This is a genomic window from Microcoleus sp. CAWBG58 (assembly GCF_020883045.1).
Taxonomy (GTDB): domain Bacteria; phylum Cyanobacteriota; class Cyanobacteriia; order Cyanobacteriales; family Microcoleaceae; genus Microcoleus.
The window spans coordinates 107774-123563 of record NZ_JAHRFA010000011.1; the positions used below are offsets into that span (position 1 = coordinate 107774).

The 15790-nt window shown below is 46.2% G+C and carries 12 protein-coding genes; 8 read left to right on the forward strand and 4 right to left on the reverse strand.

Going from position 1 to position 15790, the window contains the following annotated elements; all coding sequences use genetic code 11:
* Positions 1-233: 233 nt before the first annotated feature.
* The 6 genes from QZ918_RS07265 (at position 234) to QZ918_RS07290 (ending at position 9457) form a co-directional block, all read left to right on the forward strand.
* On the forward strand, positions 234-3635 hold the full coding sequence (locus tag QZ918_RS07265) for a tetratricopeptide repeat protein (RefSeq protein WP_293332880.1): 3402 nt from the start codon (positions 234-236) through the stop codon (positions 3633-3635).
* A 148-nt stretch (positions 3636-3783) separates the two neighbouring features.
* A complete protein-coding gene (locus QZ918_RS07270; RefSeq protein ID WP_293332882.1) occupies positions 3784-5088 on the forward strand; it encodes a TldD/PmbA family protein in 1305 nt (434 codons plus the stop codon).
* Between the two features lie 182 nt (positions 5089-5270).
* Complete coding sequence (locus QZ918_RS07275) at positions 5271-6098, forward strand: DUF3153 domain-containing protein (protein WP_293332884.1); 828 nt, start codon at positions 5271-5273, stop codon at positions 6096-6098.
* A 230-nt stretch (positions 6099-6328) separates the two neighbouring features.
* Positions 6329-6703, forward strand: coding sequence for a LapA family protein (locus QZ918_RS07280; RefSeq protein ID WP_293153976.1), 375 nt, complete (start codon positions 6329-6331; stop codon positions 6701-6703).
* Between the two features lie 312 nt (positions 6704-7015).
* Entirely contained in the window at positions 7016-7828 is an 813-nt protein-coding gene (locus QZ918_RS07285; protein ID WP_293332886.1) for a segregation/condensation protein A, read from the forward strand.
* A 465-nt stretch (positions 7829-8293) separates the two neighbouring features.
* Positions 8294-9457, forward strand: coding sequence for a nucleotidyltransferase family protein (locus QZ918_RS07290; RefSeq protein ID WP_293332888.1), 1164 nt, complete (start codon positions 8294-8296; stop codon positions 9455-9457).
* Positions 9458-9686: 229 nt separating this feature from the next.
* Here the strand turns inward: QZ918_RS07290 and speA are convergent, their stop codons facing one another.
* From speA to QZ918_RS07310, 4 genes are all read right to left on the reverse strand, one after another.
* Complete coding sequence (gene speA / locus QZ918_RS07295; RefSeq protein WP_293332890.1) at positions 9687-11696, reverse strand: biosynthetic arginine decarboxylase; 2010 nt, start codon at positions 11694-11696, stop codon at positions 9687-9689.
* Between the two features lie 196 nt (positions 11697-11892).
* On the reverse strand, positions 11893-12093 hold the full coding sequence (locus QZ918_RS07300) for a hypothetical protein (protein WP_293332899.1): 201 nt from the start codon (positions 12091-12093) through the stop codon (positions 11893-11895).
* Positions 12086-13228, reverse strand: a complete 1143-nt coding sequence (locus QZ918_RS07305; protein WP_293332892.1) for a helix-turn-helix domain-containing protein — start codon at positions 13226-13228, stop codon at positions 12086-12088. Before QZ918_RS07305 ends, QZ918_RS07300 begins: the two co-directional genes overlap by 8 nt.
* A 330-nt stretch (positions 13229-13558) precedes the next feature.
* Positions 13559-14149, reverse strand: coding sequence for a DUF3611 family protein (locus tag QZ918_RS07310; RefSeq protein ID WP_293332894.1), 591 nt, complete (start codon positions 14147-14149; stop codon positions 13559-13561).
* Positions 14150-14317: 168 nt separating this feature from the next.
* Here QZ918_RS07310 and QZ918_RS07315 point away from each other — a divergent pair, with 168 nt between their 5' ends.
* Both QZ918_RS07315 and QZ918_RS07320 read left to right on the forward strand, forming a co-directional pair.
* Entirely contained in the window at positions 14318-14488 is a 171-nt protein-coding gene (locus tag QZ918_RS07315) for a CAB/ELIP/HLIP family chlorophyll-binding protein (RefSeq protein ID WP_293153989.1), read from the forward strand.
* Positions 14489-15272: 784 nt separating this feature from the next.
* Positions 15273-15569, forward strand: a complete 297-nt coding sequence (locus QZ918_RS07320; RefSeq protein ID WP_293332896.1) for a hypothetical protein — start codon at positions 15273-15275, stop codon at positions 15567-15569.
* Positions 15570-15790: the final 221 nt, after the last annotated feature.

The window sequence follows — 15790 nt, forward strand, 5'->3', positions numbered from 1 at the left end:
ACAGATTCGGGCAAAAACCCAGTTTCTCAGTCTTCGCGCGGGTGGCCAGAAACCGGGTTTTTATCACAATACTTCGCTAGGAGTGACAGATTTGGGCAAAAACCCGGTTTCTCAGTCTTCGCGCGAGTTGCCAATGGAGGTAGAGATATCCGAACTAAATCGCCAAAGATCCGGAAACAAGAAAAATAAAATGGTATTCAACTTTAATCTTATGCAAAATATAAATTATAACTGTGAAAATTCTACACCTCGACCTCAAAACTGTTCAAGGTAATTATGTTGAATTTCGCTATTTTTTAGACAATCCCAATCATTATGAATCGATGCGGCTGTGTTTGACAGAAATTGATGATTTAATTGGGATTGCTGAACAAGACTATTATGTTGTTTTGCCGGAAAGCTATGCTGTGACGGGAAAACGGTTATTTGACTGGCTGGATGGCACGGAACGCTTTTTATCTCGGAAAATTCGAGAGTTGGTTGGGGAAAGCATTATTTTAGCGATTGCTACGGCACAAAAACTCGCTCATTTGCCCTGGGAAGTGCTCCATGATGGTCATAGTTTCTTGGTGGCAAAACCTCAGCCGATTGTGCCGATTCGCTGGATGTCTTCTGATAGTATTAAAAAGTTGTCCGTTGATGAAGCTAAGCCGGAAAATAGAGCGCTGAATCTCTTGTTTATGGCGGCTTCACCGCAGGATGTACAACCAGTCTTGGATTTTGAGAAAGAAGAAGCATTGATTCTGACAGCCACAAAGGAAGCGAAACAAGATTTAGCGCTGATAGTTGAAGAAAGTGGCTGTTTGCAGGAATTGGAATATTTGATTGATAGTCATGACAAGGGATATTTTGATGTTTTGCATTTGACTGGTCATGCTACTATTAATGATAACGGTGAACCGCGTTTTTGTACAGAAACAGATACTGGTGAAAATTATCCGGCTAGCGGTCGAGATATCGCGGATTCATTCAAGTTTCGTCTTCCTAAATTACTGTTTTTGTCCGGTTGTCGCACGGGACAGCGTGGCAAATGTGGGTCGGTTCCTTCCTTGGCTGAAGAGTTGCTAGATTTCGGCGCTAAAGCTGTTTTGGGTTGGGGAAAAAAGGTGGGAGATGGTGATGCGACGGCGGCCGCAGCAGCGCTATATAAGAGTTTGGCAGCAGGCTATGAATTGACGGAGGCTTTGGCTGGTACTTATCAAGCTTTAATTGCTAACAAGGCGCGAGATTGGCATTTGTTGCGGTTTTATGTGGCAGGAGATTTGCCTGGAAGCTTGGTGACGACTGTGAGGACTCGCGGGCGGAAACGTGCACCGAAACCGACGGTGACAGAGCAGTTTTTGGATGCTGCTGGGGAACAAGTAAAAGTCCCCAGTCGCGAAGCTTTTGTGGGACGGCGGCGGCAAATTCAAAAATGTTTAAAGGCATTAAACTCGGATTTGGTCGGTGTTTTGATTCACGGCATGGGAGGTTTGGGTAAAAGTAGTTTGGCTTCGAGGTTGTGCGACAGATTGACGCAATTTGACAAGATTGTTTGGTCTGGGAAAGTTGATGAAGCAAGTTTGTTGCGTAAGTTGGGCGACAAGTTGCCGAAGTTGCAGCGAGAAGCTTTGCAACTAGATAATCAGGAGTTGAAGTATCGCTTGCGCGACCTGTTTTTGGCTTTGGAAGAAATGGCAGATTCTTCGGAAACACAGGGTTCAGGCGGGAAGTTACAGAGGTTTTTGTTGGTTTTGGATGATTTTGAACAGCATTTAGAATCGCAGCCGAATAGCGGTTGGGTGTTACAGCCGGAAATGGCAATAATTTTAGAGGCTTTGGTTTGGGCAATTAGAGAAACTAATGCGCCTCATCGTTTAATTCTGACTTGTCGTTACGATTTTGAATCGCAGCAGTTGCGGTATTTTCACAAGCAGTCTTTGGATGGTTTTAAAGGCGCAGATTTGCAGAAAAAATGCAGTCAGCTTGAGGCTTTTGCACCAGGATCTCAGGTGGATGAGAAGTTGAGAATGCAAGCACAAAATTTGGCAGATGGCAATCCTCGGTTGTTGGAACGGCTGAATTTGGTGTTGCTGGCTAAAAAGTTGGATGTAACGGCGATTTTGGCAAAAATTGAGCAGACAACTGCGGAGTTTCGGGAAGATATTTTAAATCAGGAATTGTTGAAACAGCTATCACCTGAATTGACAAATATTCTGGAGTTGGCATTAGTTTATCATTTGCCAGTACCGAGGGCAGGAATTGCGGCAGTTTGTAGGGATATTGTCGATGTTGAGACAAATATTGACCGCGCCATAGCATTGGGTTTACTAGAAGTCAGTCCCGATTCATCGCTGCGAGTGCCCCGGATTTTGGGGCTGAATTTGGCGGAGGATAGCGAAGCTTTGCATCGAGAAGCGGCTGAGTTTTTATATCGCCTCTGGTGGGAGAAAGCGGAATCTTCTACGGAGGAAAATGGATTGGAAATTCATCGGTTGGCGATGCTGGGAAAGGTGGAAAAGATTGCGGTAGAAATGGCACAGGTTTTGACGAATCGGTGGCAGAATCAAAGTCGATTTCGGGAAGCTGTGAAAACTTGTGAAGAGACTTTAGCCGTTTTTCCAGATTATCGCATTTTCCACAGCTTGGCTCGTTCTCAAGCTGAATTGGGTGAAATTGATGCCGCCAAAAACTATTACCAACAAGCACTAGATGAGTGTCCGTCGGCAGATGAAACACAAAAAGCAAGCATTCTTCACAATCTAGCAATAATTTATGCAAATCTTGGGGAAATTGACCGGGTGATCGCACTTTATCATGAATCTCTCGAACTTAAAGAAAAGATTGGCGATGTTAAAGGGAAAGCTGCTAGTTTGCACCAACTAGCCGGAATTTATGCCAATCTTGGCGAAATTGACCAGGCGATCGCACTTTATCAGGAATCTCTCGAACTTCAGGAAAAAATTGGCGATGTTCCAGGGAAAGCTGCTACTTTTCACAATCTAGCAGGAATTTATGCGAATCAAGGGGATGTAGAAAAGGCGATCGCATTTTATCAACAATCTCTCGAACTTAAAGAAAAGATTGGCGCTGTTAAAGGGAAAGCTGCTAGTTTGCACCAACTAGCCGGAATTTATGCCAATCTTGGCGAAATTGACCAGGCGATCGCATTTTATCAACAATCTCTGGAACTTCAGGAAAAGATTGGCAATCTTCAAGGGAAAGCTGCTAGTTTGCACTGTCTAGCAATAATTTATGCAAATCTTGGGGAAATTGACCGAGCGATCGCATTTTATCAACAATCTCTCGAACTTGAGGAAAAAATTGGCAATCTTCAAGGGAAAGCTGCTACTTTGCACTGTCTAGCAATAATTTATGCAAATCTTGGGGAAATTGACCGAGCGATCGCATTTTATCAACAATCTCTCGAACTTCAGGAAAAAATTGGCAATCTTCAAGGGAAAGCTGCTACTTTCGCAATGTTAGGACAGTTGTTAGCAGATGAGAAGGGAGATTTTGAGAAAGCTTTGAATTATTTACAGCAATCTTTGGAGATTTTACAGCATTTGCGATCGCCCGACGCGGAGACAGTGAGACGCATTATTTCTAGGGTTCAGCAGATGGCTGGAGATCGTAAGTTTGCGCGCGGGATTTAGAAACCGGGTTTCTCACGAATATCTCATGAGGATGCGTAAAATCTCGTAGAAACCCGGTTTCTGGCCACACATCACAAAAAAAACCGGTTTCTGGCCACACCCAAAATCGCTAAAATAGAACAAAGACCAAACCAGAAAGGCGATTATTGTGAGCGATTCCACCATAGAACAGATTTTGAAATTGGCCTCTGGGCGCGCTGATGCTGCTGAAGTATACTATTTGTCGAGTCAAGATACGCCGATCGAATTTGAGAACAATCGCCTCAAATCCCTCCAAACCAAAGCCCTCCGAGGCGTAGCACTGCGGCTGATTTACAATGGCAAAATCGGCTTTGCTAGTTCCACTGATTTAACGCGGATAGACGATTTAGTAGATGCAGCCATTCAAACCGCCGAAATCGGCGACCCCGCAGAATTTGAACTCGCCTCCGACTTCCACCTAAAAGGCCCGGAAACCACCTACAGTCCGCCCACAACCGCCGAATTAGTCGAAAACGGCAAAAACCTCGTCGAGCAAGTTCACGCCTACAATCCCGATATTATGGTAGATGTGGGCTTCCACGTCCGCAGCGGCCGCGTCAAAATTGCCACTACGCAAGACGTGTATGCCGAAAGAAGCAGCCAAATAGTCAGCGGGACGATCGCCGGAAATTTGGTACAGGGAGAAGACTTTATGCAAGCATACAGTTACGATGTCGCGCGCGATCGACCCCTCGACACCAACAGCATCCTGCAATCGCTCCTCGAAAAATACCGCCTCGCCGAACATTCAGCCACCATCGCCAGCGGTTCCTACCCAGTATTATTTACCCCCAGAGCCGCCGCCAGCACCCTCGGCGGACTTTTTGATACCATCCTTTCAGGTCAAGCAGTAGTTCAAAAAGCTTCTCCCCTAGCCGACAAAATCGGCGAAACCTTATTTGACGAACGCTTCACCTTTTTTGAAGACCCCACCCTAGGCCCTTCCACTTGTCCCTTTGACGACGAAGGTACGCCCACCACTCGCAAAGTCTTAATCGACAAAGGAACTGTCACCGGATTTTATTGGGATCGCAGGTGGGCGGCTCGTGCTGGTGTACGATCGACCGGCAACGGTTTTCGTGGCGGATTGTCTCGCCCGGGCCCAGACTTGACCAACTTCTGCATTTCCCCAGGAAACACCAGCACCCAAGACTTGATTGCTAGCATGGACGAAGGTCTTATAATAGAACAGGTTTTAGGTGCCGGTCAGTCAAATCAGTTAGCTGGCGAATTTTCTGTCAACTTAGACCTAGGCTATAAAGTAGAAAAAGGCAAAATTGTCGGTCGCGTCAAGAATACAATGGTGGCAGGCAGCATTTTTGAAGCCTTTAAAAATTTGGCAGACTTAAGTACCGAAGCCGAATGGGTAGGTGGTGGGGCATATTTGCCGAGTATGCTATTTCAACAGTTGGGCGTAGCTTCGAGACAATAAGTTCAGTGCGGTTAATTTCAGGTGACTCCGACACTGCTGCTATCAAAATGTCAACACTCACATCTTGGTTTGTAGTAAGGACTTTAGTCCTCTTATCCTAGTTGAGTCAAGAAGGACTAAAGTCCTCACTACAAACTTGGGTTTGCTAATTCATGCAAATAGGGAAAAACAGGGGAATAAAGATGAAAGAGCAAAATGTCAAGGATGGAAATGGGAAGAAGAAAAAGCACTTTTTCTTTCTTTTACCTTTGGTTTTTTGCATTTTAAATTTAGTGACTGGATGCGTTCAGTACGATGTCGGAGTCAACTTTGACAGTCAAACCCACGGCACAATCGTGCAGCACATTAAACTGGGTGAAAGGTTGACAAGCTTCAGCAGCGAAACAGTTGGAGATTGGTTGAAAAGTGTAGAAAAGCGGGCGAGGTTCCTCGACGGAAAAACCAAACGGCTTTCTGAGAGAGAAGTTATAGTGACGATTCCATTCAATAATGGAGCCGAATTAGAAGACAAGTTCAACCAATTTTACAATCCGATCGCAAAAACTGCAAAATCTCGCGTCGCAAGTCCCCTAGAAACCGATTTGCCCAAGTTTGAATCTCATCTGAGTGTCAAGCAGAATAATTTGTTGTTGGTGCTGCGAAATCGGTTAAGTTTGGAATTGGATTTGCGCTCTCTGGCTCTGGTTTCCTCAAACGGCAGTCCTCTGCTGAATCCGGGGGGACTTTTGGAGCTAGACTTTAGCTTGAACACGCCCTGGGGTGCCGAAAATATTTCAACTACTGTCGCCGGTGCGCTGGTTCCCCAAAGCTACCAGCAGGGAAAGCAGTTAGTTTGGAAGCTGAAACCCGGAGAAGTTAACTATTTGGAGGCGACATTCTGGATTCCAAGTCCCGTAGGAATTGGAGCGCTGATTATTGCCTTATTTATGGCGGCGGGCTTTGCTGTAAAATATCAACTATTGCCAGCACTGGGAATCGGTAAGAAACCGCAAAATATCGGTCAAGCCTAAATCTGTAATCTGTTTCTCAATTGGAGGTCGCACTTGGATGACTGAACTTTTGGTCATCCAAGGGAGCATTATCAAGATGCGATCGGATTTTTTGTGAATTGAGTCGCCGTATACAATGATTAATTGACCAGACTTGATATTATTAATACAAACAGGCCGCATCTGCTAAAAGATATTGACAAATAGCAAACAATTTGCTTGACCGGAATTGAGAATTAGGAACAGAGAAAATGCGATCGCTAAATTTCTTCTTTATCTTTCTGATTTGCTTGGCTCTAGTGTTGTTCAGCATCGAAAATACAGAGCCGACCACCGTTCAAATTATTAAAGGCGTCCAAGTTAAAGCCCCGCTGTGCGTAGAACTAATTGTAGCGACAGGATTGGGAGCTGTTTTAGCGTGGCTGTTCAGTTTGTGGTCGAGAATGCAGCGAACCCTCGCCTCTCGCCAAGAAATCCGCCAAGTTCGCGAAAAAGAGCAGCAAATTCAGGAGTTACAACAAGATATCGAACGCTATAAAGCAGAAGTAGAAGCAAAACAACCTTTGTTAGAAAGTGCAGAACTGACAAGTTTAGGAACAGCAGCAGCCGAGGTCAAAGCTGGGTAAAGGTATCTGGTAATTAAATTGAGTTCCTCTCTGGTTTGTGGCGAGGGCAAATCTCAAATCTCATTTCTGTACCCACGAGTGGCTAGAAACCAATACGGTTTTTCGGACAACACCTAATGCAAGCCTATTTATTTGTAGGTGAGTGTATCATATCATGTCCGGTAAATTACTATCATAAAAACGGTTTGTAGTGCGGACTTTAGTCCGCTCTCAAGTGGCGGACTAAAGTCCGCACTACAAACCTTACTTATTGCGGTCAATCGACCGGACATGATATCAGCCATAAATCTAAAATCTAAAATCTAAAATCTAATGGTTGTTTCCAGAGACCAAGATGGTTTAGAAACGATTTCTGAGGGGATCGCAATTTTAATTGATTTAGCAGAACGGGGAGAAATCGATCCTTGGGACGTTAAGGTAATTGAAGTGTTCGATCGATGTTTGAGCAAGCTGACCAACGCCTGTGATGCCGATCAGAGTTCGGATTTCTCCGATTTGTCCCACTCCGGCCAAGCGTTTTTGTACGCTTCAATGCTGGTTTTGCTCAAAGCAGAAAGTATTGTCCTCTGTGAACCCCCGCCGAATCCCGAATTGGACGAACCAGCCCTCGAAGACACAGATCGCTCAGGAGGGCGACATTTGCCGCAGCATCTGGAGCGACAACTGCGCCGTCGCGGTGTAGCTCAACTCCCACAAAAACGCCCGGTAACTCTCCCAGAACTAATCGAGCAATTGCAGTTGATGAAAGCAGCAATGGAGCAGACAGTTGCTCCTCGCCGCCGCCCGACTTCAAAAATGCGATCGCAAGCTGCCCAGGCTATCTTTGAGCTAGCTCACCAAGAAAATCTCGTGGAAACTGCTAGCGAACTCGATCGATTTCTGGCACAACGAGGCCAGGAAATTGACGAGGGTTGGCTCGACTTGGACAAATTGCTGGAACTCTGGCACGATCGCGGTTTTAACTCCTCTGCCCATCCAGAACCCCCGCTATCAACTGAGGACGTTCACTTACCAAAGTACGATCGCGTGGGTGTTTTTTGGGCGTTGTTGCTGCTCTCGGCTCAGTCTAAAGTAGAGTTGCTTCAAGAGGAGTTTTACCAAGACCTCAAAATCCGGGCGCTTTGAGCTTGGATGTGCATCAAATAGGCTTCTGGGGCGGGTTTACCAGTCTTTGGAACTCTTGACTGTCGGACGAACCTGCCTTCAGAGGACTTTTAGGTACATTTACCCGGACTTGAGATTATTTCTGATTTCTGATTTCTGATTTCTGGTTGGTTAAATCCAGGCAAATTGAGGATAAATGATTGATAGCCTGCTAGGATATCGCCTATAAACAGGTCAGTCGATTCTCCATTTTAGATTTGACATACTTCGACTTGGCTCAGTACAAGTTTTAGATTGACTTGCAGCGCAGTGAATCAGGGAGCTGGAACTAGAGTCTAAAATTTTGAAATCGAGCCTGACGCTCGCGTCAGGGGCTTATACCCGTTTTTGGGCGGGGTAAGGATGGTGCTGCGATCGAATCGATCGCAACCGCTAGCATCTAATTGTTGAGTTGATATTAATTAACAGAGGGTTGAGGAATTAGTAATGAAAGCGATGATTCTGGCGGCCGGTAAAGGCACTCGCGTCCGTCCAATTACTCACACGACACCAAAACCGATGATTCCGATCCTGCAAAAGCCAGTGATGGAATTTTTGGTTGAATTACTCCGCCAGCACGGATTTGACCAGATTATGGTCAATGTTTCCCACTTAGCAGATGTAATTGAAAACTACTTCCGCGACGGTCAAAAGTTTGGAGTACAAATTGGCTATTCTTTTGAAGGGCGGATTGAAGACGGACAAATGATTGGAGAAGCCGTCGGTTCTGCTGGCGGTATGAGGCGAATTCAGGACTTCTCGCCGTTTTTTGACGATACTTTTGTGGTTCTGTGCGGCGACGCTTTGATTGACTTGGACTTGACTGCTGCTGTGAAGTGGCACAAAGAAAAAGGGGCGATCGCTACTATTGTAATGAAATCTGTTCCCCGCGATGAGGTTCCCAGTTATGGAGTGGTGGTAACAGACGATTCTGGCAGAATTAAAGATTTCCAAGAAAAACCTTCTGTAGAGGAAGCTCTGAGTACCGACATCAACACTGGTATTTATATTTTTGAACCGGAAATATTCAATTATATTCCCGCTGATACGGAATATGATATAGGTTCGCAGTTATTTCCCAAGCTGGTCGCAGCAGGCGCGCCTTTTTACGGCATTAGCATGGACTTCGAGTGGGTAGATATCGGGAAAGTTCCTGACTATTGGCGGGCAATTCAGAGCGTGCTGTTGGGAGAAATTAAAAATGTTTCGATTCCGGGCGTTGAAGTGCGCCCCGGCGTTTACGCTGGCTTGAATGTAGCTGTCAACTGGGACAAAGTTGATATCACCGGGCCTGTTTACATTGGTGCGATGACGAAAATTGAAGACGGAGCAAAAATTGTCGGCCCGACAATGATCGGCCCGAATTGTTGGCTTTGCAGCGGGGCGACTGTAGAAAACAGCGTGATTTTTGAGTATTCCCGTTTGGGGCCGGAGGTGCGATTGGTTGACAAACTGGTGTTCGGGCGCTACTGCGTTGACAAAACTGGCGCGTCGATAGATTTACAAGCGGCGGCTCTCGATTGGCTGATTACTGATGCCCGTCAAGTGTTACCAAATATACTAGGAGAAGAGCGACGGGCGATCGCAGATATTCTCAGCACTGCTGACTAATTGGGCAAACAGGGAATTGGCCAAACAGGGCATTGGGAATTTGGCATTGGTAATTGCTAAAGTTCTCCGTTTGCACTCTAACTAATCAGTCATTAGTCATCAGTTATCAACTAATGACTAATGACAGTTGACGGTTGACTAAAAGCGTTCGCGAGCGGGGACAGCACTAATAACTAATGACTAATGACTAATGCCAACTCTCAACTGCCAACTGCCAACTGCCAACTGACTAGGACTGCAAATAAGTGTATTGGCTGAGACTCCGCTCATAATTTTGCAGTAAAAGTTGAGCCTCCGAAAGAGTAATTTTATTTTGCTGCAAAGCTGCTTCTGTCTGACGGCGGATGCTTTCAACCAAACTTTCTGCATCGTACTGTACGTAGCTGAGGACTTCTTTCATCGTGTCTCCCTTCACAACGTGTTCAATATGATATCCCGAAGGGGTTAGCTGAATGTGAACCGTATTTGCATCGCCGAATAAGTTGTGAAGGTTGCCCATAATTTCTTGATAAGCACCTCCCAAAAACAGCGCTAAATAGTAAGGTTCTCCAGGTTTGATTGTATGCAGTTCCAGAACTGACTTGACATCTCGCAAATCGATAAATTGGTCGATTTTGCCGTCGCTGTCGCAGGTAAGATCTGCTAAAATACCGCGCTGAGTCGGTTCTTCATCGAGCCGGTTAATTGGCATAATAGGAAACAATTGGTTAATAGCCCAACTGTCTGGCACTGACTGGAAAACAGATAAGTTGATGTAATAAATGGACGCCATCACCTTTTCTAAGTCTTCCAAATCTTCCGATACATAGTCTTTTTGCCGCGCGATTGTCTGTATTTTATCGCAGCAAGCCCAGTACAACTGTTCGGTTTTCGCCCTTTCGGCAATTCCTAGATAGCCTAAGTTAAATAAACTGACTGCTTCTTCCTTGAATTGGATAGCATCGTGATAGACTTCTTGGTAATTTTCGGGAGTGATAGATTGGTAAATTTCGTAGAGATTGCGCGGAATTTGGTGGGCGTTTTCGTCTACCGGTTCTGGTACTTCTCTGGGAACATCACTAGTCCCGAGTACGTCAAAAACTAGGACTGATTGGTGAGATGCGATCGCCCGCCCGCTTTCGCTAATGATAATTGGCACAGGAATTTTCCGCTCGTCACAGGCATCTTTAACTCCCGCTACTACGTCGTTGGCGTAGTTTTGCATATTGTAGTTTTTGGAAGCGTGGAAGTTGGTTTTAGAGCCGTCGTAGTCAACGCCGAGCCCGCCCCCTACGTCCAAATATTTCATGTTAGCTCCCAATTTAGCCAATTCTACATAGATGTGGCTGGCTTCTCGAATGGCATCTTTGATGACGCTAATTGAGGAAATTTGAGAGCCGATGTGGAAGTGCAGTAACTGCAAACAGTCGAGAATTCCAGCTTTTTCTAGTTCGCCGACTGCGCGGATAATTTCAGGAATTGTCAAGCCAAATTTTGCCCGATCGCCCGTGGAACCTCCCCAGCGGCCAACGCCTTTGGTAGTGAGTTTGGCTCGCACTCCCAAAACCGGTTTAATTCCTAATGCAATGCTCGCGGCGATTGCGAGTTCTACTTCCTCAATTTGCTCCAGCACAATTACCGCAGTTTGACCGAGACGCTGCGCTAAAATTGCGGTTTCTATGTATTCGCGGTCTTTGTAACCATTACAAATTAACAAAGCGCCTGGAGTTTTTAAGGTCGCCAAAGCTATCATTAATTCTGGTTTCGATCCGGCTTCCAGTCCGAAGTGATGGGGTTGACCGAAACGCACCAAATCTTGAATTAATTGTCGGTGCTGGTTGCATTTGACTGGAAAAACACCGCGATAGACATTTTTGTAATTGTAGCGGGCGATCGCTCTGGCAAAACAGGAATTTAGGCGATCGATCCGGTCTTCCAAAATATCAGAAAATCGAATTAGCAGCGGCAAAGCCAAATTTCGCTGCTTGAGAGATTCTACCAGTTCGCACAAGTCGAGGGAACCGCCGCGATCGCCCTTGGGAGACACTGTAACGTGACCGGCAGCATTAATCGAAAAATAGGGTTCGCCCCAACCTTGAATTCTGTACAGTTTCTCGCTATCTTCTATTGTCCAAGATTTTTGTGGCACTTGAGCAGCAGCTACCAAAGCACTGTGCGATACAGTCAAACTCGTGACTGTTTGTGGCTGAGTCGATAGCGGCTCGATATCGGAGGAAGCAGCGGTGGCTGGGGAACTCATCTTATCGGAAACCTTTTTTAGGACTGGTCAAATAGATAGTTTATCGCAAATATTGGGTTTCCTGATGTAATTGAAAATTCACTTTGGGTGCAAGTCTGAAGGTTTTGAGTTTTGACTCCACAGATAGCTCGATCTGAGGGATTAAACCTAAAATCTCAGCGGCGATTGCTCTCAACGATTTATGTATTTAAGCTGTTTATCCCATCTCGGTGAACTCCGAAACTGAGTTTCCGAGCTCACCTGTGCCAAGAGCCTTGTCGGACGATCGATCGCCCGACACACTCTCGCCCAGTACAGTTAAGAAAGTTTCACCTGCAAAACCCTGCGAACAAAAGATACTGCGATTGGTTCGTTTCTCCCAAAGAAAACTGACAATCGCGTATTGCAATCTAACCAAAAATCACCTCCGGCGGTGCCATGTCAGCCCCCATAATCAGCCCCCCGTGACTCTTAGACTTCTTCAAGCCCGGTTGAGGCGCTTTTTCTTGACTTTTTGGAGACGGTGCAACAGAGGCGGGCGGTGTCACCTGTGGCTCCACTGCATTGGCCCCAGGTACGACGGGTTGCTGCGACAACCAACCCACACCCCCTATCGCCCCAGCCATCAAAGCAGTGTAGCCGATGTACAAATGCACCGGACTCATTTGAAAGCCTTCGCCGGAGTCGGAGTTGGAAGCAGACAAATAGGTACTGGGAATGATTGGACTTGGAGCGGGTTTTGGCAAAGCATTCGCCATCGCGGTGCCGTCTAGCCCTAACGCGTCGCCCAACCTGCGGATAAAACCTCTAACGTAAATATCTTGAGGCAGTTTGTCGATTTCCCCATTTTCGATCGCTTCGATGTGGTGCAGCGGCACGAGAGTTTGACTGTGGACTTGCTGGATGGATAGCGATCGAATTTGCCGTCCCTTACGCAACTCTCTACCCAACTCCCGCAGGCACTCTTCTCGCTCTTGAACTGCTAAAGCTGCTTCCTCTTCCTTGGTAAGTTTTTTCTCCTTCTTGGGAAAACCAAACCCTGGGAAGGATTTAGCGGGGGCGATGACAGTTGCAGGTGCAGCCGAATCGACTTTAATTTCGTCTTTGAGTGCTTCTTTGTTTTCTTCTAAAGTGTTAGAATCTCGATCGCAATTTTCAGTCTCGGACTCTGTTGCAACAGGAGCTTCCACAGTAGCACTGCGCCAATAGAAAACAGGAGCAGGTACTGGTGGCTCTTCTTCTTTGACATAGGATGCGGTGTCACTTGGAGCCGCGACACTCTCTTGGACGACTTGTATTTCCGTTTTGTTTGGTTTGGGAAATCGATCGAATGCGAGTTTGACGGCTTCTCTGCTAACTGCTCTAATTAAAATTTCGGCAGCAGATGCTGCTTCGCCCAACATGGTTTGCAAGCTAGCTAGAGCTTGGCTGTAGGTGTCGCTACAGAGGAGTTCAGCTTCTATTTGACCGAGAACAGAACGAAAGCTTTCTTGAGAAACTTCAATAGTTGCGTGATCTGTCACCCCAAAATAAGCCTCGGGTTTCAGTGCCATGATGTTTGTATTGTCTTGCTAGAAGGTATCTGAGTACGTTCTTCTAAACCTTGGCAGTGATTCCGGATGCCAGTTGGGGGATAGTGGGATAATCCGGGAGGTGGGATAGTCGGGGAGGTGGGATAGTCGGGGAGAGGGGGAGAAAATACCAGTTACCAATTCTCAATTACCAGAAAGTATTGATCGAAAGCTTCTCCCCTTGAGGGAGAAATTAAAATCAGACTATTCATTACTCGATTCCTCGAACTTAATGTTAGAGTTCGCTCTTGAACTGTCAACTGTCAACTGTCAACTGTCAACTGATTAACGCTGTCAACTGTCAACTGTTTTCTATTGCTTGTGGATGCGATCGAGCAACCAAAGAGTACCGATAATCCCGACAAAGTGGGCAACAGTCGCGTGAGTATTGGCTAGAACCACAAATATGTCTAAAGGCTGAATAAATCTGCTGAAATCTACTGCCGCACCGAACAAAGCTTGCGGCTGAGCTAAAGATTTGGCTAACAGCGTGCCGCTGATAGCTTCTGCGCCGATCAGTGTCAGCAACATTCCTAATAAGTTGCTCATCAGTGTCAACCGCACTTGTTTGATCGTGTCTGCTTTTTTGGGACGGACAGCGTTGGCGGGCGATCGCAATTCTCTCGACAAGCGGGTGAAACGGAAAGCCCGATACACGCTGTAACCGAGTACGGCCAGCCCGCAAAGAGCAAAAAAGACACCGCCGCCCGTGCCGGCACTGGTTGAACTCCCAGGCGCAGTGGCGCTGGGGATAGCAAAGGGAATGGCAAAGAGCAAAATAATCGTCGCTACCACCGCCAGCACTGACTGCACCCAGAAGCACACCCAGCCTGCTGTACGAAGGGCAAAGGCAACTCGCTGTGCAGCTACCGGAAGCTTATCGTTATCTAACTGATTAGTCATATGTTGAGCGGATATATATTGAGTGGCTTTAATTGGCAGCAGTTTTTTCTCTTCAGGGACGGTTGATGGCGGTTAACCCTCCTTATAATGGAAGCAGAAATGTTTAAGATTTGTAACTAACATTCGATTTCACATTTGAATAGCGTCGATCGCAAGGTATCCAAAGCAATGACACAACTACAACCTACCGTCACCCCCAAACTGGATCAACCAAAGTTTGGCTTCAACAGCTACGCGGAACGCCTGAACGGTCGAGCCGCGATGATTGGTTTTTCCCTAACTTTAATTATCGAGTATGTCACAGGGCAGGGGTTGCTGGCCTGGTTAGGTCTCAACTAATTTTAGCAAGGGCGCGGTCAGTCGGTTTTAGATTTTAGACTTCGGCTAGCGCGATCGTCGATCGATTTTAGATTTGATGCGACAGAATTCATTTGCCAAAAGCAACAGGAGTCTAAAATTTGGGGATTTACCCTAAGCGAGAGTTGAGGGCTTGTACCCGTTTTTGGGCGGGTCAAACTCAGACTTTGTCTGGAGTGTCACCCGCAAGGGTGTCACCCTGCTGACCGCGACCGCTGCACGAATTGATTAGAATATTAATCGGTAAGCTTGGCAATTTGACCTCGCTCCCGTACAATTCCCGACAGGCGAGAAGATTAATTGAGGTGAAGCTAGTTTTAAAGCTAGAAATCTCGATCGTACCGCCAACTCTAAGTTTTAGAGATTGAATAAATATAGAACAGAGTAAAATCAAGTCAGGAACCCAACTCTAAAGAGATTGGGCTTACAAGAGAAATCAAGTAAGCTATTCTGACGGGCCTAAGACCTCACGCAGGTCTACGTTATTTGGGTCACGACAAGAAAGTGGATGCGACGCTAGTCCCCTGCTCTGTCGCTAGTAGTTAAACAGTTTCAAGGTCACTGAAACAGTGCTGCTAGCCTAACAAGCCCTCATAACATCGGCGAAGCGAACATTACCCGAAAGGGATTCGGAGACAACCATATCTCCACAGAGGGGCAACCATACCCCTCTAACCCCGAAAGGGATTCAAGGCGGTTGAAACCGCCGAGTCGTTTTCCTATCAGGTCTTTCATACCCTGAGTTTCCAACTTACCGAATATTTTTATGAATGCTTCGTGGACGCGACTTTTGAAGTCAGCTTACCGTAGAGAGCCAATTACCAGCTTTGTTGTGACAGTGGGCCTTGTCGATGCAGCCATCGGCAGCATGGGTGCGAGCGGCTCTTTATTGGCTTTTGGGCTGGGTACTGCTGGAGTAGCGATGGGTCTCCGTTGGTGGCAAGTTTACCGCTCTGAATCCGAAAAACCCGCCCCTGCTGCCGAATATTATCTTCCTCCTCAGTCTTCTCGACCTCAGTTGCCCACGCTCAACAACGTGTCCAAGAAAAATCCTCCTTATTAAGATTAGCGGGCAATAGTGACGGGAGTGAGGTGGCGATCGCCCGACTCTGCATCTGAGCCAATACTAAACATAGGATCAAAAAAGTCTTTCGATCTTGGATCCCACATTCCGCAGATATTCGATCGGATTTAATTTTCAAAAAGATCATAATTTTTAAAACCTCAAATGGTTGTATAGCAATCATTTGAGGTTTTTTTAAGGTATAATAATTAGTGGCAGTA

Excerpts from the sequence above, each read along its gene's own strand:
- QZ918_RS07320 (WP_293332896.1), top strand. The coding sequence starts at position 15,273 with ATGAATGCTTCGTGGACGCGACTTTTGAAGTCAGCTTACCGTAGAGAG.
- speA (WP_293332890.1), bottom strand. The coding sequence starts at position 11,696 with ATGAGTTCCCCAGCCACCGCTGCTTCCTCCGATATCGAGCCGCTATCG.
- QZ918_RS07310 (WP_293332894.1), bottom strand. The coding sequence starts at position 14,149 with ATGACTAATCAGTTAGATAACGATAAGCTTCCGGTAGCTGCACAGCGA.
- QZ918_RS07275 (WP_293332884.1), top strand. The coding sequence starts at position 5,271 with ATGAAAGAGCAAAATGTCAAGGATGGAAATGGGAAGAAGAAAAAGCAC.
- QZ918_RS07280 (WP_293153976.1), top strand. The coding sequence starts at position 6,329 with ATGCGATCGCTAAATTTCTTCTTTATCTTTCTGATTTGCTTGGCTCTA.
- QZ918_RS07290 (WP_293332888.1), top strand. The coding sequence starts at position 8,294 with ATGAAAGCGATGATTCTGGCGGCCGGTAAAGGCACTCGCGTCCGTCCA.
- QZ918_RS07315 (WP_293153989.1), top strand. The coding sequence starts at position 14,318 with ATGACACAACTACAACCTACCGTCACCCCCAAACTGGATCAACCAAAG.
- QZ918_RS07285 (WP_293332886.1), top strand. The coding sequence starts at position 7,016 with ATGGTTGTTTCCAGAGACCAAGATGGTTTAGAAACGATTTCTGAGGGG.
- QZ918_RS07305 (WP_293332892.1), bottom strand. The coding sequence starts at position 13,228 with ATGGCACTGAAACCCGAGGCTTATTTTGGGGTGACAGATCACGCAACT.